General features: G+C 62.9%; 22 protein-coding genes. 12 read left to right on the top strand and 10 right to left on the bottom strand.

Annotated elements, in window-relative coordinates; all coding sequences use genetic code 11:
- Positions 1–192: 192 nt before the first annotated feature.
- Complete coding sequence (locus MHK09_RS08835; RefSeq protein ID WP_250413309.1) at positions 193–963, top strand: hypothetical protein; 771 nt, start codon at positions 193–195, stop codon at positions 961–963.
- Positions 964–966: 3 nt separating this feature from the next.
- Here the strand turns inward: MHK09_RS08835 and MHK09_RS08830 are convergent, their stop codons facing one another.
- Entirely contained in the window at positions 967–1,992 is a 1,026-nt protein-coding gene (locus tag MHK09_RS08830; RefSeq protein WP_436232111.1) for an o-succinylbenzoate synthase, read from the bottom strand.
- Between the two features lie 75 nt (positions 1,993–2,067).
- Between MHK09_RS08830 and MHK09_RS08825 the strand changes: the two genes are divergently transcribed.
- The 9 genes from MHK09_RS08825 (at position 2,068) to menE (ending at position 9,111) form a co-directional block, all read left to right on the top strand.
- Entirely contained in the window at positions 2,068–2,529 is a 462-nt protein-coding gene (locus MHK09_RS08825) for a DIP1984 family protein (RefSeq protein WP_005322951.1), read from the top strand.
- Positions 2,530–2,822: 293 nt separating this feature from the next.
- On the top strand, positions 2,823–3,791 hold the full coding sequence (locus MHK09_RS08820; protein ID WP_049358881.1) for a 1,4-dihydroxy-2-naphthoyl-CoA synthase: 969 nt from the start codon (positions 2,823–2,825) through the stop codon (positions 3,789–3,791).
- A 15-nt stretch (positions 3,792–3,806) separates the two neighbouring features.
- Positions 3,807–3,956 carry a hypothetical protein gene (locus tag MHK09_RS08815; protein ID WP_005322953.1) on the top strand — a complete coding sequence of 50 codons (150 nt, stop codon included), beginning with the start codon at positions 3,807–3,809 and terminating at the stop codon, positions 3,954–3,956.
- Positions 3,957–4,047: 91 nt separating this feature from the next.
- Positions 4,048–4,236 carry a hypothetical protein gene (locus MHK09_RS08810; RefSeq protein ID WP_250413306.1) on the top strand — a complete coding sequence of 63 codons (189 nt, stop codon included), beginning with the start codon at positions 4,048–4,050 and terminating at the stop codon, positions 4,234–4,236.
- Between the two features lie 168 nt (positions 4,237–4,404).
- Positions 4,405–5,571, top strand: a complete 1,167-nt coding sequence (locus MHK09_RS08805; protein ID WP_250413305.1) for a metal ABC transporter substrate-binding protein — start codon at positions 4,405–4,407, stop codon at positions 5,569–5,571.
- 6 nt (positions 5,572–5,577) lie between these two features.
- Positions 5,578–6,264 (top strand): metal ABC transporter ATP-binding protein, encoded by a 687-nt coding sequence (locus tag MHK09_RS08800; protein ID WP_250413303.1) that lies wholly within the window; start codon positions 5,578–5,580, stop codon positions 6,262–6,264.
- Positions 6,264–7,094 (top strand): metal ABC transporter permease, encoded by an 831-nt coding sequence (locus tag MHK09_RS08795; RefSeq protein ID WP_049377866.1) that lies wholly within the window; start codon positions 6,264–6,266, stop codon positions 7,092–7,094. The genes MHK09_RS08800 and MHK09_RS08795 overlap by 1 nt, the downstream gene beginning before the upstream one ends.
- Entirely contained in the window at positions 7,094–7,921 is an 828-nt protein-coding gene (locus MHK09_RS08790; RefSeq protein WP_250413302.1) for a metal ABC transporter permease, read from the top strand. Before MHK09_RS08795 ends, MHK09_RS08790 begins: the two co-directional genes overlap by 1 nt.
- A 56-nt stretch (positions 7,922–7,977) precedes the next feature.
- Positions 7,978–9,111, top strand: coding sequence for an o-succinylbenzoate--CoA ligase (gene menE, locus MHK09_RS08785; protein ID WP_250413301.1), 1,134 nt, complete (start codon positions 7,978–7,980; stop codon positions 9,109–9,111).
- Here menE and MHK09_RS08780 read toward each other — a convergent pair whose 3' ends face one another.
- Positions 9,112–9,783: a metal-dependent transcriptional regulator gene (locus MHK09_RS08780; RefSeq protein WP_034656208.1), complete on the bottom strand. Its 672-nt coding sequence runs from the start codon at positions 9,781–9,783 to the stop codon at positions 9,112–9,114. It lies immediately after the preceding gene.
- A gap of 214 nt (positions 9,784–9,997) precedes the next feature.
- Here MHK09_RS08780 and MHK09_RS08775 point away from each other — a divergent pair, with 214 nt between their 5' ends.
- Complete coding sequence (locus MHK09_RS08775) at positions 9,998–10,888, top strand: 1,4-dihydroxy-2-naphthoate polyprenyltransferase (protein WP_250413300.1); 891 nt, start codon at positions 9,998–10,000, stop codon at positions 10,886–10,888.
- Here MHK09_RS08775 and MHK09_RS08770 read toward each other — a convergent pair.
- A complete protein-coding gene (locus MHK09_RS08770; RefSeq protein WP_250413299.1) occupies positions 10,885–11,211 on the bottom strand; it encodes a DUF4229 domain-containing protein in 327 nt (108 codons plus the stop codon). The two genes, MHK09_RS08775 and MHK09_RS08770, sit on opposite strands and share 4 nt — an antisense overlap.
- 38 nt (positions 11,212–11,249) lie before the next feature.
- Between MHK09_RS08770 and MHK09_RS08765 the strand changes: the two genes are divergently transcribed.
- Positions 11,250–11,495 carry a hypothetical protein gene (locus MHK09_RS08765; protein ID WP_005327924.1) on the top strand — a complete coding sequence of 82 codons (246 nt, stop codon included), beginning with the start codon at positions 11,250–11,252 and terminating at the stop codon, positions 11,493–11,495.
- On the opposite strand, the gene MHK09_RS08760 is transcribed toward MHK09_RS08765, so the two are convergent.
- The 7 genes from MHK09_RS08760 to hemL all read right to left on the bottom strand — a co-directional run bounded on the left by MHK09_RS08760 (position 11,492) and on the right by hemL (position 17,862).
- Entirely contained in the window at positions 11,492–11,752 is a 261-nt protein-coding gene (locus tag MHK09_RS08760) for a helix-turn-helix domain-containing protein (protein WP_200436254.1), read from the bottom strand. The genes MHK09_RS08765 and MHK09_RS08760 overlap by 4 nt on opposite strands.
- On the bottom strand, positions 11,753–12,772 hold the full coding sequence (gene ccsB / locus MHK09_RS08755) for a c-type cytochrome biogenesis protein CcsB (RefSeq protein WP_250413298.1): 1,020 nt from the start codon (positions 12,770–12,772) through the stop codon (positions 11,753–11,755).
- A 94-nt stretch (positions 12,773–12,866) separates the two neighbouring features.
- Positions 12,867–14,498 carry a cytochrome c biogenesis protein ResB gene (locus MHK09_RS08750; protein ID WP_250413296.1) on the bottom strand — a complete coding sequence of 544 codons (1,632 nt, stop codon included), beginning with the start codon at positions 14,496–14,498 and terminating at the stop codon, positions 12,867–12,869.
- Positions 14,499–14,505: 7 nt separating this feature from the next.
- Complete coding sequence (locus tag MHK09_RS08745; RefSeq protein ID WP_250413295.1) at positions 14,506–15,309, bottom strand: cytochrome c biogenesis CcdA family protein; 804 nt, start codon at positions 15,307–15,309, stop codon at positions 14,506–14,508.
- A complete protein-coding gene (locus MHK09_RS08740) occupies positions 15,310–15,921 on the bottom strand; it encodes a TlpA disulfide reductase family protein (protein WP_250413293.1) in 612 nt (203 codons plus the stop codon).
- Positions 15,921–16,529, bottom strand: a complete 609-nt coding sequence (locus tag MHK09_RS08735) for a histidine phosphatase family protein (protein WP_250413292.1) — start codon at positions 16,527–16,529, stop codon at positions 15,921–15,923. Before MHK09_RS08735 ends, MHK09_RS08740 begins: the two co-directional genes overlap by 1 nt.
- 22 nt (positions 16,530–16,551) lie before the next feature.
- Complete coding sequence (gene hemL, locus MHK09_RS08730) at positions 16,552–17,862, bottom strand: glutamate-1-semialdehyde 2,1-aminomutase (RefSeq protein ID WP_179387340.1); 1,311 nt, start codon at positions 17,860–17,862, stop codon at positions 16,552–16,554.
- Between the last annotated feature and the right edge of the window lie 230 nt (positions 17,863–18,092).

Below are 18,092 nucleotides of genomic sequence, written 5' to 3'. Positions count from 1 at the left end.
TTGAAACTAGGAAGGTGGAACCTTTCCGGAAGATTTCCAGTCCAATGAGTCATGTGGACGAGAAATGAATTACTAGATTTAGGCCTTACTGACTATCAAATCCGCAGCAGGATTAGTGGGGGAACACTTTTGCGCTTGCGGCGCAACTGTTATATCGCTGCAGAGGCGAGCGCGAAAGATAAAGTAGCCGCGGTGGCGCAGCTTTATCCGGATGCGGTGTTTTCGGGGACGGCGGCGCTCGCGGCCTATGGCTTATGCGAGGTGCAGCTGCCGGCGGTGATCCGGGTGGATAAAAACTGCCGGATTCGAGCGGATGATGTGGTGTATACGGTGAGGTCGCGGCCGGTGCCGGCGAATCGGATAAAGGGTGTAAGGATGGCGTTGCCGGCACAGGCGGTAGCAGATGCATTGAGCTTCGAGCGCTGCAGCGAGTGGCTGCTGAAAGAAGCGCTGGCGCAGGCGTATCGCGGGCTCAACGGAAGGGGGAGGTTCGCGGCCGATCTAGAGCTGGTGAGCAGCAAGGAAAAGGACGCGGTACGCGAGCTGGCGGAGGAGGCGCCGGTGGGGACGGCATCGAAGTGGGAGCAGCGGATGTACCACGAGATGCGGCGGGTGGGGCTCAAGCCGGTGCCAAATTTCCGGCTTGGGCCGTATACCTGGGATTTAGGCTTCGAAGCGGGGACGACGGTGGTGGACTTGGACTCGCTTTATTATCACGCGCCGGAGAATAATCACCGGGAATTCCTCATCGGGACGTGGAAGACCAATCACGCGGTGCAGCACGGATGGGCGCCGCTGAAGTTTACGGATGAGTGCACCGACTACCACCTCAAACTAGTGGTGGAGACGGTGCAGGAAACGGTGGCGCATCGGCGCAGCGTGCGCGGGCTAAAGAGCAGTCCGCAAAAGGTGCGGCGGGCGTTGGTGACTCCGGCATGGCGGTTTCACCAAAGCTTGCTCTAGGGCCTAGTCAGACAGGTGCGGCCAACAGGCGCGAAGGCGGTCGAACCACCAGTCGCGGCGGTCGGCGGGGGCGGCGAGCGCAGCGAGACGGTCTGGGGCGGGGGCTAGGATATCGGCGGGAAGGTGGCCGTCGATAAGCGGGCGCGGGGCGGTGACGTCTTCTTCGAAAAGGGAGCCGGTGGCAAGGCCGGCGGCGGCCGGGGTGACGTCGATGTCCTCGTCGTCGTAGATGCGCGGGAGGGCGGCGACGGCCGCAAGGCCCATATTGATGCCAATGGAGGTATCCAGCGCGGAGGCCACCGTGATATCCATATGGCGCTGACGCAAATGTTGGGCCACCTCGAGGACGCGGCGCACGCCGCCGAGCGGGGCAGGCTTGACCACGGCGACGTCCGCGGCCTGCAACTCGGCCACGCGATACGGGTCGGCGACCTTGCGAATGGATTCATCGGCGGCGACGCGCACAAAGAGGCCGGCGCGCATAAGGCGGCCGCGGACCTGGGCAAGCTCCTCGGTGGTGGCGCACGGCTGTTCCATATAATCCAGCGGCATCATCATCTGCGCGGCCTCGACCGCCTCATCGACGCTCCAGCCGCCGTTGGCGTCCACGCGAAGGATGGGGATATCGCCGCGTTGGGTGACGGCGTCGCGGACGGCGTGGACGCGAGCGGCGTCGTCGGCAAGCGTGTGGCCCTTCTCCGCCACCTTGATTTTGAAGGTGCGGCAGCCGGGGTAGCGCTCCACTACGGCCGGGACCTCGCTGGCGGATACGGCCGGGATGGTGGCGTTGACCTCGATGGAATCGCGTACCGGCTCTGGAAAGCCCTCGTAGGCGGCCTCGAGCCCGGCGCGCAGCCACGCGGCGGACTCGGCCGGGCCGTACTCCAGGAAGGGCGCGAACTCGCCCCAGCCGGCCGGGCCCTCGATGAGCAGGGCCTCCCTCGTGGTGATGCCGCGGAAACGCACGGCGAGCGGGAGGGAGACTACGTGGGCGCGGTCAAGGACGTCATCGATATGCATGGCCTTCATGGTAGCGCCCGCCGGCCATTGACCCCTCCCCCGCTCTGCGCTATTTTGGGAACCCATACCAATAAAGGAGGAATTATGCTGCTAGCTGAGGCATTGGCGGAGCGCGCCCAGGCACAGGAGCGCCTCAATAGCCTGCACGAGCGGTTGCTCACCGTGGCCCGCGTGCAGGAGGGCGATACCCCGGATGAGGATCCGCAGGAGCTGCTGCGCGAGCTCGATGGCGTGGCCGGGCGCATCGATGAGCTGGTGCAGGCCATTAATGCGACGAATATCGCCACCGCCTTTGATGAGAAGAGGAACCTGATGGAAGCCCTCGCGCTTCGCGACGGCCTCTTGCGCAAGCGCCGCATCTACCACGACCTGGCGCAGCGGGCGGGTACGCGCTCGGATCGCTATTCCCGCACCGAGATTAAGTTTGTCTCCACCATCCCGGTGGCGGATCTGCGCAAGCGCGTCGATGATTTGTCTAAGCAGTACCGCGAGCTGGATACCCGCATCCAGCAGCTGAACTGGAATACCGAACTGAAAAACGGATAGTCATCTCGCGCGCTGCTTAAAGCGCGCGATGGTAGCCCACACACCTGCAGCGAGCAGGCCCCCACCCTGGAGGGGAAAATCCTGGGACCCTGGCCCCCTTTAGCGCTTTAAGGGGCGGGGAGTTCAAGTCTCCCCATGGCATGGAATACCGCGCTGGTATGGCGTACACGGGTATTGTGCGGGGCAACAACCTCGCAGTATCGCGTATTGATTATTACCGGCCTGCTGGGCAGCGTGTGTGGGTGAGGGTTGGGAATGGGGACTATTCTTCTTTTGCCACTAAGCTGGCTTTTATGAGCGAGCAGAGAAAATACAGCACCGATAATCCGTTCCGGCCGGAATTGTGGCATTCCGTAGAAGGGTTTGAGGACCTGACGGATATCACCTATCACCGGCTCAACGGCGAGGGCCGCAAGAACGGCATCGTGCGCATCGCCTTCGACCGCCCTGAGGTGCGCAATGCCTTTCGCCCGCATACCGTAGACGAGCTCTACCGCGCCCTCGACCACGCCCGCCGCACGCCGGATGTGGGAACGATTTTGCTCACCGGCAATGGTCCTTCCGACAAGGATGGCGGCTGGGCTTTTTGTTCGGGCGGCGACCAGCGCATTCGCGGCCGCTCCGGGTACCGCTACGCCACCGAGCACGCCCATGATGACGCCACCGCGGATGAATCCACCGTGGACACCGCCCGCGAGAAGGTGGAAGGCGGCCGCCTACATATCCTCGAGGTCCAACGCCTTATCCGCACCATGCCCAAGGTGGTTATCGCCGTGGTCAATGGTTGGGCGGCCGGCGGCGGGCACTCGCTGCACGTGGTCTGCGATATGACGGTCGCCTCCCGCCAGGAGGCGCGCTTCAAGCAGACGGACGCGGACGTAGGGTCCTTCGACGCCGGCTATGGCTCGGCCTACCTAGCCAAGATGGTGGGCCAAAAATTCGCCCGCGAGATTTTCTTCTTGGGCCGCACCTATGATGCCCAGCGGATGTATGAGATGGGCGCGGTCAATGAGGTTGTCGATCACGCCGACTTGGAAGACGCCGCAATCCAGATGGGCCGCGAAATCAACGGCAAGTCCCCAACAGCCCAGCGCATGCTGAAGTTCGCTTTCAACCTGACCGATGACGGCCTCATGGGCCAGCAGGTCTTCGCCGGCGAGGCGACCCGCCTGGCGTACATGACCGACGAGGCCGTCGAGGGCAAAGAAGCATTCCTCGAAAAGCGCGACCCGCAGTGGGAGCAGTTCCCGTATTACTACTAGCCAGGAGTTAGCACGATGTGGATTTTCGCCATCGGCTTGGCCACACTTGCACTGGCGGGCGTCATCGTCTCGCGAGTGTGGATGCTCAAGCGTATCAAGGATGCGCAGGACAGCGGGGAGCGTCCCTTCGATCAGGAGGACACCCCGCGCAATCCATACATGTAGCGGAGTAAATGGCGTGGGACGCCCTCGGACCGGAGTGAGACATCTCAAGCAATTGTGGACATGCCCATAGTTAATACTTAAAGTGTCGAACATGAAACTCTGCAACTCATTCGTCATGCTCGCAGCACGCGTCGCCCTGGGCGTAATTCTCATCGCCCAGGGCTGGCAAAGGTTCTCCGAATGGACCGTCGCCGTCGCGGGCCTGATGCTCGCCGCCGGCCCCGGCATGCACTCCCTGGACCAGCTTCTCTTCAGCAAGAAGACAAAAGTAGCCAACTAAGGCCACCGCTTCCCAACCTCTCACTTCATCCATTGAAGTGAGAGGATTTTTTAAGTTTAGCAGCTCAAGAAGGAGATAGGACTACCTAAGTTCACGGTATTGAACAATTCAGTTCAAGGGTGCTAGTGTTTGTTGAGTTCGCTTCTCACAATGCAAAGGAAGTTCATTATGAGCTCAAATCACAGCACCCCACGCCGGCCCCTACAGCGCATTCTCGCAGGCACCTGTGCCCTAGCACTCGGCGCCAGCCTCGCCGCTTGCAGCGCCTCGAAAGAATCCACCGACGCTGCAAAGCCGAAGGACGGCGACACCGTCAAGGCCGTGGCCACGACTACCCAGATCTGCGACTACCTCACCCAGGTAGCCGCCGGCGGCCTCAAGCTCCACAAGGTCGACTCCCAGGGTGCGGAGACCAACTCCGGCGAGGGCCCAGTGACCCTCGACCTCACCTGTTTGCTCGCCCCCAACGCCAGCGCCCACGAGCACGAGATGACCCCGCAGCAGATGCAGGCGCTCTCCCAGGCCGACTACATGTTCGTTAACGGAGTCGACCTCGAGCACTTCCTCGACCAAGCCGTGGACTCCTCCGGCTTCCACGGCGTCATGGCCGTGACCTCGGGCGTCAAGAGCGAAGGTATGGGCGATGGCAACGGCAAGTACACCATCGACGAGGGCATCGAACACGTGAGCCCGCGCCCGTGGCCTTTCCCGGGGGAGGACGGCGAGGCCCCAGAATTCAAGTACGACCCGCACGTGTGGACCTCCCCGAAGCAGGCCAAGATTCAGGTCGACAACATCGTCAACACGTTGTCCCAGGCCTCCCCGCAGGCCAAGGACGCCTTCACCGCCGCCGGCAAGAAGTACACCGACCAGCTGGAGGACCTCGACAAGTGGGCCAGCGATTCCATGTCCGCAGTTCCTGAGCAAGACCGCGTGCTCTTCTCTTCCCACGACGCCTTCGGCTACTTCTCTAACGAGTATGGCGTGAAATTCATCGGCTCCGCACTGTCTGACTTCAACCACCAGCAGGACGCCACCTCGAGCCACATCGATGAGCAGGTAAAGAAGGTCCGCGAGTCCGGCGCCAAGGCCATCTTTGCGGAGAATTCCAACAACTCGAAGTCCATCGAGGCCATCGCCCGCGCCGCAGGCGTCAAGGCGGTTACATCCGACGACGCTTTGTACGGCGACTCGCTAGGTGTGCCAGGCAGTGAGGGCGAGACCTACATCGGATCCATCGTCCACAACATCAACACCCTGGTCAGCGCCTGGGACTCCAAGCAGCAACCGTTGCCAGAATCGCTGCAGGAATTCGACTTCGCCAAGCGCAAGTAGCTCTTTATGTCTTCCCCATTAGTCACTCTGCACAATGCCACCTGCGGCTATGGCGCCCGGGATATCCTCACCGACGTTGACCTTGAGATCCGCGCGGGCGAGGCCGTGGCGCTCCTAGGTTCCAACGGCGCGGGCAAATCTACCCTACTCAAGGCAATCACTGGCCTGGCTGCCTTGCGCGGCATGGCCACCATCGACGCCTCGCTCGGCTACGTCCCGCAGTACCAAGACTCCGACCTGAGTTTTCCCGTCACGGCTTACAAGGTCGTGGAAATGGGCCTTTTGCCATCAGTGAGCTGGTGGCATAGGTGCACGAGCATGCGTAGCTATCGCGGCCATGTACTCAATGCCCTGCGACAAGTGGGGATGGAGCACCTCGCCGAGACGCGGTTTGGCCAGCTCTCGGGAGGGCAGCGCCAGCGCGTGCTCATCGCGCGCGCGTTGGTTTCGGCCCCGGAGCTGGTGCTTCTCGACGAACCCTTCAACGGGCTTGATCAAGAAAGCCGCCGAATCCTGATTCAGATCATTGCGGATCTCAAGGAAGCAGGAATCGCCCTGCTCGTCTCCACTCACGACCCCATCTTGGCGCAGCACACCTGCGACTGGGCGGCGTTTGTGCTCGACGGCAAGGTCCACACCATGGGAACCGAGGAAGCAGTGGAAACCTATATGGAGCAAGGTGCGCGACTGTAATGGAGCAGATTCTCTTCGCCCCGTACCTGCGCAATGCCTTCCTCTTCCTGCTGTGCCTATCGATTGTGGGGGCTGTCATTAGCGTCCTCGTTAATCTCCGCCGCATGGAATTTACGGTGGAAGCCCTCGTGCACTCGGTTTTTCCAGGCATCGTGGTAGGGCTCATCGTGGGCGGCATCCCGGGCATCGTGCCGGGTGCGGCCGCGGTGGCCACGGTGACGGTGCTGGTGCTGGCTTCTCTGGGTTCTGGGCGGCGCCAGTCAGCGCGGAAGCTGGATATAGAAGCCGGAACGGCCGTGGTGCTGACCTTCATGTACGGCATCGGCGTGGTCATCAGTTTGGCCTATGGCGACAAGTCCGGGCAGCTGGAGGCGCTCATGTTTGGCCGGCTTCTCGACGTCACGCAGTCCAGGCTGGCAACCTCCGTCACGCTCTGCGTGATTGCGGCACTGCTCATCCTGACAACCTGGCGCATGCAGATTCTCGTCGCTTTCGATACAGCAGCGGCCCGCGCCATGGGCGTCAACGTGGCGGCTTATGAGCTCATTGCGAATGTCGCGGTTGGCCTAATCGTGGTGGCGGCTAGCTCGGCAGTGGGTGTGTTGCTGGTTATCGGTTTTATTGTCATTCCAGGCCTCTCGGCGCGCTTGATCGCAGGATCCCCGCGCAGCATGTGCTTCTGGGCTGCGGGCTTGTCCACGCTGGCAGTGGTGGTGGGATTTGCCATCATGCTGTCCCAAACCGCGCACCAGATTTCGCCGCAGGCAATCGTCAGCTTGATGCTGGTTGTCACCGTGCCGCTAGCGGGCTTGAAGGGGGTATTTAGCTAATGGGACTGTCTCATCTTGATCCAGAGATCCTGCGGATGCCCCTCCTTGAGGCCATTGCTGTGGGATGTTTATCTGGCTTGGTTGGAACCTTGATGGTCATGGGCAAGCGCGTCTTTTTCGCCGAGAGCCTGTCGCACGGAATCTTCCCCGGCGCGGTGCTCGGCGTAGTGGTGGCCAACCTTCTGAGCTTGGATCTCTCCACGGGTTTGATGGTGGGCGCGGCACTGTTCTGCCTACCTTTGGCCTGGCTTATGCGGTGGTTGAGTACCGTCGAGGGCATTTCTTCGACCGCTGCCGCCGGCGTGACGCTCACCCTGGGATTTTCCCTGGGCATCTTGTTGCTGCGCTGGTTCCAACCGCTACCTATCCACGTGGATAGCTTTCTCGTGGGCTCGCTGACCACTGTCAATGCGCAGGATGTCTGGTTTGTCAGCGCCCTGGTGGTGGTCAGCCTTGGCGTGCTGGTAGCATTTCGCCGGACGTTGGTCTCCTTCTACTTCGACCAGACGTCCTTCCGCGCACAAGGCGGAAAGCCCGGCCGCTATGACTTGCTTACCCTCACGCTTATCAGCGTGACCATGGTGGTGGTGATTCCCGCAGTGGGCACTATCTTGTCCCTGGCGCTGCTGGTAGCCCCGGCGGCGGCGTTGCAGCCGTGGATCAAGCGCCCGACCCAGCTCATGCTCGGTGCCGGTATCGCGGGCATTGCGCTGGCATGCGGCGGGCTCTGGCTGGCGGCCGCACTCAGTTTGTCGGCGGGCGGCTGCATCGCGGTGCTGGCGGGTGTGTTCTATTTGCTCAGCATGGGGCTGCGCGCCTTGCTCTAAACGCCCGGCGCGCCGCCTCCCGGGACGAGCGATATGCCCGGGTAACCTGATTATTCGTGACTCATATCCTCGCCCCACTCCCAGTCGATCCCCACAATCCCGCAGGTATTTTGGATGAGCTCGAGAGAGCCATCGCTGGGCAGACCACGCTCTTACCCCTTCCCGCAGCGGACCGCACGCGGACGGAATTGCTGCGCAACCACATGCGCGCGGGCGAATCGATTGCTGAGGACATTGCTTTGGTGGTGGCTACCTCGGGTTCCACGGGCACACCGAAGGGTGCGCAGCTAAGCCCGCTTAACCTGGTGGCGAGTGCGGATGCCACCCATTCTTTCCTGGGTGGACCCGGCCAATGGCTACTGGCCATGCCCGCCCATCACATCGCGGGCATCCAGGTGCTCGTGCGTTCGTTGGTGGCGGGTGTGGAGCCACTGTGCCTCGACCTGTCTCAAGGCTTTAACATCGCCGAGTTCGCCCGCGCAGCAGAAGAACTCGCTCACACCGAAGACCGCATGTACACCGCGCTCACGCCGATGCAGCTGCACAAGGCACTCGATTCGCTGGACGGCATCCAAGCACTGCGCCGTTTCAACTCCATCCTGGTAGGTGGAGCAGCGCCACATCCCCAGCTATTGGAATCTGCGCGCAAGCTCGACATCACCGTGGTAACCACCTATGGCTCCTCGGAGACTGCGGGCGGTTGCGTCTACAACGGCACTCCCCTGCCCGGCACCGAGGTGCGCATCGGCGAGGATAACCGCATTTTCCTGGGCGGGCCGACCATTGCGCAGGGCTACCGCAATGTGGAATCGCGCGACTTCGTCGATGGCTGGTTCGCCACTTCCGACGCCGGGGAGCTCGACGCCCACGGTCAACTCACCGTCACTGGACGTCTGGACAGCATCATCAACTCGGGCGGGTTGAAGTTGCACCCAGAACAACTGGAACAGCTCTTGTTGCAGGTACCGGGCGTCGACAGTGTATGCGTGGTGGGCATCCCTGATCCACGTCTTGGCCAGATGATCGCCGCAGCTTACACCGGCTGGGCCTCGCGCACCGACATCCTCGAAGCGCTCGATGACCTGCCTCGGTGGCAGATTCCGCGCGAGATTATCCGCATTGCTGAGATGCCGCTGACCGGCCCCGGCAAGGTGGACCGTCGTGGTGTCGCAGGGCTCTTTAAGAACTGATTAGACTTCGTTAGCGCGCACCGTCACGTCGGCGGCCGCGACTTCCGCAAGAGAGAACTCCTCGTCCCCTGCGTGCAGGTTGAGCAGGCCCGCAACGCGGGAATCGACTACGACCTCGACGCCCAGGCCGACGCCATGGCTGTCGAGGTAGCGCAACAGCTCGGTGTCTCCGTCGCATACCCGCTCGATGGTGACAGGGGTGTGAAGGGGAACGTCGTCAAGCGTGAGCGTGCCAAGGTCCTCGATGCTGCCCTGCGCGTCGGGGATGGGATCGCCGTGGGGATCGCGCTGAGGATGGCCCAGGTGCTGATCGAGTCGATCGATGAAGCGATCGGAGCATGCATGCTCGAGGAGATCGGCATCCTCGTGAACCTCGTCCCAGGTGTACCCCAGCTCTTTGACCAAGAAGGTCTCGAGGAGACGATGGCGGCGGACCATGCCCATGGACAGTGCCTGGCCCTCTGGGGTCAGCGAAACGCCAGCGTAGCGCTCATGTTCCACCAGCCCTTGGGCAACGAGACGCTTTACGGCTTCCGACGCCGTGGGCACCTTTTGGTTCAATCGCCCCGCCAGCTCCTTGAGCGCGATGGGCGCGCCGCCGGAGTGCTCGGAGAGGTCCCACAGGACTTTGAGGTAGTCCTGGGTACGTTCAGGGAGATCGCTTAAATGCATGATATTCATCGTAGTAAAGGCCTTGCCCCGCGAGCGATTCACATGATAACTTTAAGAAAGTTCAACGCATTGAACTTTTGTCACGGGTGTGGCCCACAGCCGTCCTTTCTTGGGTACGTACGACGCGCTTCCGCCATACCCGTGGCTTTTATATATCCGCCGTGTGCGTCCCTTGTGCACAGCATGCCCGCGGTGGCGTGGCACAATAACTGACATGTCACTTTCTGCCTATCCCGCAACTGCCAAAGACTGGCTCCAAGGCGCACGCCCGCACACGTGGGCTAATGCCTTCGCCCCAGTCATCGCTGGTACTGGTGCCGCAGCGGCTGCCGACGGCGCGCACTTCGGCCGCGCGCTTCTCGCCCTCGTGGTGGCGTGGGCGCTCATCATCGGTGTCAATTACGCCAACGATTACTCGGATGGCATCCGCGGCACCGACGACGACCGCACCGGTCCGCAGCGCCTCACCGGCGGCGGCCTGGCCCGCCCGCAGCAGGTGAAACTCGCGGCCTTCGCCGCCTTCGCCGTGGCCGGACTCGCCGGCATCGCGCTGTCTTTTGCGGCGCACGCCTGTTGGCTCATCCTCGTCGGCGCGCTATGCATCGCCGGCGCGTGGTTTTATACCGGTGGCAAGAACCCGTATGGCTATCGCGGGCTCGGCGAGGTCGCCGTCTTTATCTTCTTCGGGCTCGTCGCTGTGCTCGGCACCGAATTCACCCAGGCCGGCCGCCTGTCGTGGTCGGGCCTCGCGCTGGCCGTGGGCATCGGCGCGATGAGCTCCGGGGTGAACTTAGTCAATAATATCCGCGATATTCCCTCCGACGCCGAGACCGGCAAGATTACCCTCGCCGTGCGGCTTGGCAACCAGAAGGCGCGACTGCTCTTTACGGTGCTGCTCCTGCTGCCATTCCTGCTGACCATCGGCATCGCCTTCGGCAGCTGGCTCGCGCTCGCCGGCCTGGTCTACTTCCCCCTTGCGCTGCGCGCCATCCGCACCGTCAACCGCGGCGCCCAGGGCCCAGAGCTTATCCCCGTGCTCGGCCTGACCGGCCGCGCGATGCTCCTGTGGGCCGTTATCGAGGCCGCCGCGCTCATCCTCGTCTAGTCCTGCGCGGCGCGGCCTTCCAGCTCCGCCTGGACCCAGCGCTTGTGGGCCTTACGCTGGGCGGAGTACTCGGCCAGCGTCTGGGTGGCCTCGATGCGCCACTTTTTAAAGATCAGCATCGATAGCGGCAGCGCCACAAAGAGCGCCAGCAGCGCCGCGATGAGCACCGGGATGGGAAAGCCGATGGTGATGGCCAACAGCTCAATCACCACGGTCAATGCGATAAATAGCATCACGCGGGCGAGCCCGTACTTCCACAGCGCCGCGCGCGAACGGCGGCGCAGTTCTGGGTCCGGCTTGGGTGGCTCAGGGTTATGCGTCATGGGGGTTGATTGTACGCGGTGCAGGTAGAATCGCACGCATGGGCCGAATCATCCTCCTCCTACTCTTTGTCCTCGCCGCCTACCTCGTCTGGAAGGCCTTCGGGCCCTCGACATGGAAAAAGCGCGAGGTGGAACAACCCCGCGCTATCAAAGGCCCCGATGATGACGAGGAATTCCTGTGGAACCTAGAAAAGGAACGCTTCAAACAGCGCCGCGCCCAGGAGGCAGAAGAAGAAAAACGCCGCCAGCGCCGCAAACGCGACGCCGACGGCGAGAAGGACTAGGCTTCCTTCGGCACGAACCGCATCTCTAGGCCTAAGGCCTCGGCCACGGCCGTGATCTTTTCCCACCGCACGCCCGCACCACCGTGTTCGATGGTGTGGAGGGTGGAGCGGGAGACCCCGGCGGCGTCGGCAAGCTGCTGCTGCAAAATGCCCAACTCGCGGCGCCGCTCGGCAAATTGGGCGCCTAGGCCCAAAATCACCGCATTATCGCCGGCCGGCTTGCCCTGCTTATGGCGCGGGCTCGTATGCTCCGCCATCTAGTTCAGCCCCGCATAGGAATGCAGGCCGGAGACGACCATATTGATAAAGATCAGGTTGAAGACCATCAGCGCCATCGCCATGACGTTGATCCACGGCGCCGCCTTGCGGAAGGACGGCGTCGCACGCGCGTGCAGGTAAGCGGCATACAGGATCCAGGTGGCAAAGGACACTGTCTCCTTCGGGTCCCAGCCCCAGAAGCGGCCCCACGCGGACTCGGCCCAGATGGCACCCAGGATGATGCCCAGACCCAAGGTCGGCAGGGTGATAACAGCCAGGCGGTAGGCCAGCTGGTCAATCTTCGCGGCCGAAGGCAGCGGGCGGGCCACCGCACCGAAGAAGCCATGCTCGGCATGCTTCGGTTGCGCCATACGGAACAGCGTCAGCAGCGAGACAATGCCGGAGATAATACCGATGGACGCGCCCAAAGAAACCACGGTGACGTGGATGGGCAGCCAGTGCGACTGCAGCGCCGGCACCACCGGGGCGGACTCGGCATAGAGCTTGGTGGAACCATAAAACATCAGCGCGAGGGTCGGGGTGAGCAGCCACGGCCACACGGTGCGCCATTCCTTGCGCTGCATAGCCATATTGCCCACCAGCAGCACACCGAAGCTCACCATCAGCACGTACTCGTACAGGTTGCCAAAGGGGAAGCGGCCGGTGGCCAGGCCGCGCAGCACAATCGCCGCGGCGTGCAGCGCAATGCCCACCCACATCAGCGCGCTGGTCATGCCGCCGAGCTTATCGGCCTTGCGCTCCTTTTCCTTCAGCTCATCGGCCGTGATTCCGGAAGAAGACTGGGCAACCTCGCCGGCATAGCTGCGCTTGTCGACGCCCCCAGCGCCCGCCCCCACCAAGACCTTCGCGGCCTCGGACTTCACGGCGCGGCGGCCCTCGATGATGCCCTGCATGCGGCCGTAGTAAAACAGCGACAAAAAGAGCGCGACGCAGTACACCACAAAGGCGGTCTGCACCGCGATATCCGAGAAATTAGACAGATTCTGATCGATCTGCATGAATGCTCCTAGCCTTCACACGTGCGGGATAAGTGCTGATTACCTTACTCAGCGAAACGACCCAATCCAACTTTTGTTGGATCGGGCCGGGGCGCTAATCGTCGGTATAAAGTTCGTCTTCTTCGACCTCGTCTGGGTCCGGCAGCTCCAGCAGCGCGCGGTGCAGCTCGTGGAACTCCTCGGACCAGCCGGCGCGGTCGGTGCGGGCAAGCCCGCCCATCTCCACGTCGGTGCCGCCGGCCGCATTCGGCCGCAGGCGGATGTAGACGCGGCGGCGCTTAATTATCAGCGATCCCACCAAGGAAATGAGCATCACCAGCGCGGAGACCAGCACCCACTTCTGGAAAGGATCATAAGAGATCTGGTAGTTGGCGAACTCGCTGGCGCCGTCGAAGGTGATCTTCGTTCCATCGTCCAGGGTGACGTCCTCGCCCTGGTTGAGGTTCACGCGGTCAATCTTTTGTAGCTGGCCGGACTGCACTAGGTTCGGGTCCAGCGAGAAGAAGGACTGCGGGGTGCCGGTGTCCAGGCCGGCATCACCGCGGTAGATATCGATGGCCATCGCCGGATCCTGCAGGCCGGGATATGCGGACTGCAGCAGCTTGCCGTTCTCGCCGGCCCACTCGGCCGTAGGCGCGAAGAGGCCCTGGATGGCGATCTGGTTCTGGCGGCGGTCATAGAGATCCGGGTGCATGCCGGCCGGTGGGTCGAAGCGCATCGCGCCGGAGGACAAGAAGAAGGTCGTGTCATTCGGCTGGAACTGAATGGTCTGGGTGCGCTTTTCACCATTGGGCCATTCCACCGTGACCGTCGGCGCGTAGCCGTGGCCCTGCAAGTAGACGCGGTTGTGCGCCAAGCGCAGCGGGTGGTTGACCTTAAGCTCATAATCCTTCCACTCGGAGTCATCCTTGTAGATGTCCTCGTCCTCCGCGTAGGAAACGTTGGAGGTAAACATCTCCGCCTGGCCGTTGGGCAGGTATTCGGCCGCGAAGTCATGGGCGATGAGGCAGAAGGGGTGGAGACCGGTGCCGTCGAAAAGCGGGCCGGCGCGGAAGGAGTCGAAGTTGGACGTGGAGGTATTGCAGAACTCCGTGGACTGGTCCAGGGTCTGGCCGCCGCCCTGCGAGCCGGACTCGGTGACCACGATGACCTGGCCCTCGTAGTTGACCAAGCGGCCGGCAGCGACGGTAACCAAGATGGCCACCAGCGCCACGTGGAAAATGAGATTTGCCAGCTCGCGGCCGTAGCCGCGCTCCGCGGAGAAGGTATGCACGCCGGCGCGGTCTTCTTCTGGGGCGTACTCGGCCACGCGCCACTTCTTCAGGCGCTTTGTAATTTCCGCGGATAGCTCTTCCTCGCTCTTATCCGAATGCCCCTCGGCCGCCAGCGGCAGCTTGTGGAGGTACTTCGGCGCGCGCGTTGGCGGGGTCTTCCATGCCTTGTAGTGATCCCAGGAGCGCGGCAGGATGCAGCCCACCAGGGAAATGGCCAAGAGGATAAAGATGGCCTGGAACCAGACGGAAGAAAAGACGTCGAAAAGCTGCAGCTTGTCGTAGATCTTCGCTACGTTGCCATTGGACTCAATAAAGTCCTGCACGTTCTGCTCGTTGAGGTCGCGCTGCGGCAGCAAGGAACCGGGAATCGCGGCCAGCGCCAGCAAGAAAAGCAGCGCCAGTGCCGTGCGCATGCTGGTCAGCCAATGCCAGGCTTTGCGGAAATATTTCACGTCTCTCCTAAATCAGGGTTGCGCCAAAGTTGCCGGTCCACTGGCGGATGAGGCTAATAAACTCGCCCCACAGGCCGGTTACCAGGGCCAGGCCGACGAGGATCATGGCCACGCCGCCGATTATCTGGATGGTATGCGAGTGCTTGCGGGCCCACGAAATCGAGCGCATTGCCCGCGCGGAGCCCAGCGCCACCAGCAGGAACGGCAGGCCCAAGCCCAAGCAATAAAAAATGATAAGCAGCACGCCGCGCGCGGCTGTCATGCCTTCGGTGCCGGCCGATACGGAAATGATGGCGGCCAGCGTTGGGCCCAAGCACGGCGTCCAGCCCAGCGCGAAAATCCCGCCCAGCAGCGGCGCGCCCAGCCAGGTGGTCCAACGCTTCGGTGCCATGCGGGTGTCCTTCTGCAGCGCCGGGATCGCGCCGAGAAAAACCACACCCATCAGGATGGTCACGCCGCCGCCAACGCGCATGAGCGTCTCCTCATTGAGCCGGAGCGCGGAAATCGCGCCGAATACGGAGACCGTCGCCAGCAGGAAAACCACGGTAAATCCCAGGATGAACAACGCGGCGGCCAGAACCACGGCCCATTGCCTGCGCTTGCCGACGCCCACCCCCAGCTCCCCATCGAAGGTAACCTCGCCGCCCACTACGCCGGCCAGGTAGGAAATATAGCCGGGCACCAGTGGGATGACGCATGGGCTGGCAAAACTCACCAGCCCCGCCACGGCGGCCGCGAACAGGCCCAGAATGAGTGGGCCGGAGGTCGCGGCCTCGGCAAAAGAGTTGCCGATGCTCGCTGCGTTGTTCATTTATTCCTTTTCTAGTTTGTCCACTACGTCCATCACATCTTGGGCGGTGATGGACCGCAAAAAGACCGTAGCCGGGCGGTGCTGTTTGTCCAAGACGATGGTGGTCGGGACCACGGAGGTGGGCACGCCGCCCAGGGCCGCCGCGGTCTTAAACGGCGGATCGTAGATGGAGGGATACTTCAGCCCGTTGTCTTCGAGGAAGTCATTGGACACCTGCGGGTTATAGTCGCGCACATTGATGCCCAAGACAGTGCCAATCTTCCGCTTCTGTAGCTCGGAGTGGACCTCTTGGAGGTCATCGGCCTCGGCGCGGCACGGGGCGCACCACTGGCCCCAGGAGTTGAGCACGACGATTTCGCCCTCAAAGTCCTCCAGGGAAATGGTCTTATCCGTATCGCGCACATCCTCGCCGGAGAAGGTGCGCAGCGGCTTGCGCTCGGATTCCTCGTAGTTGATGACCTTTTCGCCGCCGGGCGTGATGAACTCGAAGTTTCCGCCGGTAGCAACCGCGTTTTGCGCGTTATCGGCATCCTGCGAGCAACCGGCAAGCGGCAGCGCGATGGCTGCCGCCGCCAGCACCGCGCCGATCGCGCGTTTGCGTTGTAGTGCCATTAAATCTCCTGGGCCGGCGAGGAGTAGAAGATATCGGTGACCTGGTTGTCATCGAAAAGCAGGGAGGTAACCGAGGCCAGGTCGCATTCGCGGTTCCACGGCGCGTGCGGCAGGCGCTGGCCCAGCACGGTGCGCTGCACCATCACGATGGGCAGCTGGTGGCTGACCAAGATCGCCTCGTGGCCGGCCGCGGCGGTGCGGGCGCGTTCGATGGAGCCCAGCATGCGCTCGGCAATCTGCTCATAGGGCTCGCCCCACGAGGGCTCCAGCGGGTTGACCAGCAGCGGCCAGCGGCGCGGGTTCCACAGCGCGGAACGCAGGCCTTTTGTGCGCAGGCCCTCGAAGCGGTTGCCGGACTCGATGAGCGTCTTATCGACGTCCACGTCCAACCCCGTTGCCTCCGCAATCGGCCGCGCGGTTTCCTGGGCGCGCTGCAGCGGCGAGGCCGCCAGGTAGGCCACGTCATGGTCGCGGAAAGACTCCGCGGTGCGCGCCGCCATGGAATGCCCGCGCGAGGACAGGTGATAGCCCGGGATGCGACCGTAGAGGATCTTCTCCGGGTTGTGGACCTCGCCGTGGCGCACGAGGTGAACGATGGTGCGTGTCATGTCTCTCCTTAGTGTGCGGGACTTAATGTGCGGGACGCGCGGCGGCCGCCGCCTGGGCGGCGGGCTTGAGGGCGGCTTCGATGAGTTCAAAGTCGGCGTCGGTAAGTGCATCCGAGACAAACCAGGTCTCGAATGGGCTCGGTGCGACGTAGATGCCGTTATCCAGCAGGGCGTGGAAGAACGGGGTGAAGCGGAAGGTCTCGGCCGCCTGCATATCGGCAAAGTTGCGGCCCTCGCCCTCGGCAAAGCGGATGGAGAACATCGACGACGCCCGCTGGATGTGGTGCGCTACGCCCTCGGCCGACAGCGCGGAAGAAATCATGCCGGTCAGGCGATCCGCGTTGGCCTGCAGGCGCTCGTAGAGCGATTCATCGGCCAACTCCAAAGACTTCAGGCCGGAGGCCATGGCCACCGGATTACCGGACAGCGTGCCGGCCTGGTAGACCGGACCGTCCGGGGCGAGGTAGTCCATAACTTCGGCGCGGCCGCCGAAAGCAGCGGCCGGCAGGCCGCCGGAGACGACCTTGCCGAAGGTTACCAGGTCCGCCGCCACGCCATCGACGCCGTACCAGCCCTTATAGGAAGTGCGGAAGCCGGTCATGACCTCGTCGAGGATGAGGAGGGCGCCGTCGCTATGGGCGACGTCGGCAAGCGCGGCGTTGAAGCCCTCTTCTGGTGCCACGGTGCCCATATTGCCGGCCGAAGCCTCCGCGATGATGCAGGCGATCTCGCCCGGGTGCTGCGCAAATGCCTCGCGCACGGCCTCGATATCGTTATAAGGAACGACGATGGTATCGGCCGCCGTCGCGCCCGTAACGCCCGGGGAATCCGGCAACGCAAAGGTCGCCACGCCGGAGCCGGCCGAGGCCAACAGCGCATCCACATGGCCGTGGTAGCAACCCTCGAACTTCAGCACCTTGGCGCGGCCGGTGTAGCCGCGGGCCAGGCGCACCGCAGACATGGTGGCCTCAGTGCCGGAGTTGACCATGCGCACCTTATCGGCCGCGGTGCGTGCGACGATGGCTTCCGCGAGCAAAGCCTCACCCTCGGTGGGCGAGCCAAAGCTCAAGCCGACCGCAGCGGCCTGCTGCACGGCCTCCACAATCTCTGGGTGCGCATTGCCGTGAATCATCGGGCCATAGGAGCTGACCAGGTCAACGTACTCGTTGCCGTCGACGTCCCACAGGCGCGAGCCCGCACCGCGCTCAATCACGCGGGCCTGGCCGCCCACGGAGCCAAACGCGCGCACCGGCGAGTTCACCCCGCCCGGAATCACCTTGGAGGAACGCTCAAACCACTGTTGCGACTGGGAAGTATTAGGCATGTCTGACATTCTAGCGATTCGCGCGCTATACAAAAGTTGGAGTGCGCGATTCACAGTCAGCCGCTAAACTTCGGGGCGTTGCACTTTTCAATTCGGGGGGATTTTCAATGCAGCGCACTCTCATTTTCGCCATCCTGGCCGCTTTCTGCCTCGCCGGCTGCGCCCAGCCCGCGCCCGAGCGGCCGCTGCCTACCTCGGTGGGTGCCACCCCGCTTGCCGACGCCCCCTCCTGGCAGCCC

This window comes from Corynebacterium tuberculostearicum, from assembly GCF_022347235.1.
GTDB classification, from domain to species: domain Bacteria; phylum Actinomycetota; class Actinomycetes; order Mycobacteriales; family Mycobacteriaceae; genus Corynebacterium; species Corynebacterium tuberculostearicum_F.
The sequence above is the reverse complement of the archived record's forward strand: the minus strand, read 5'-3'. Positions and strand labels throughout refer to the sequence as shown.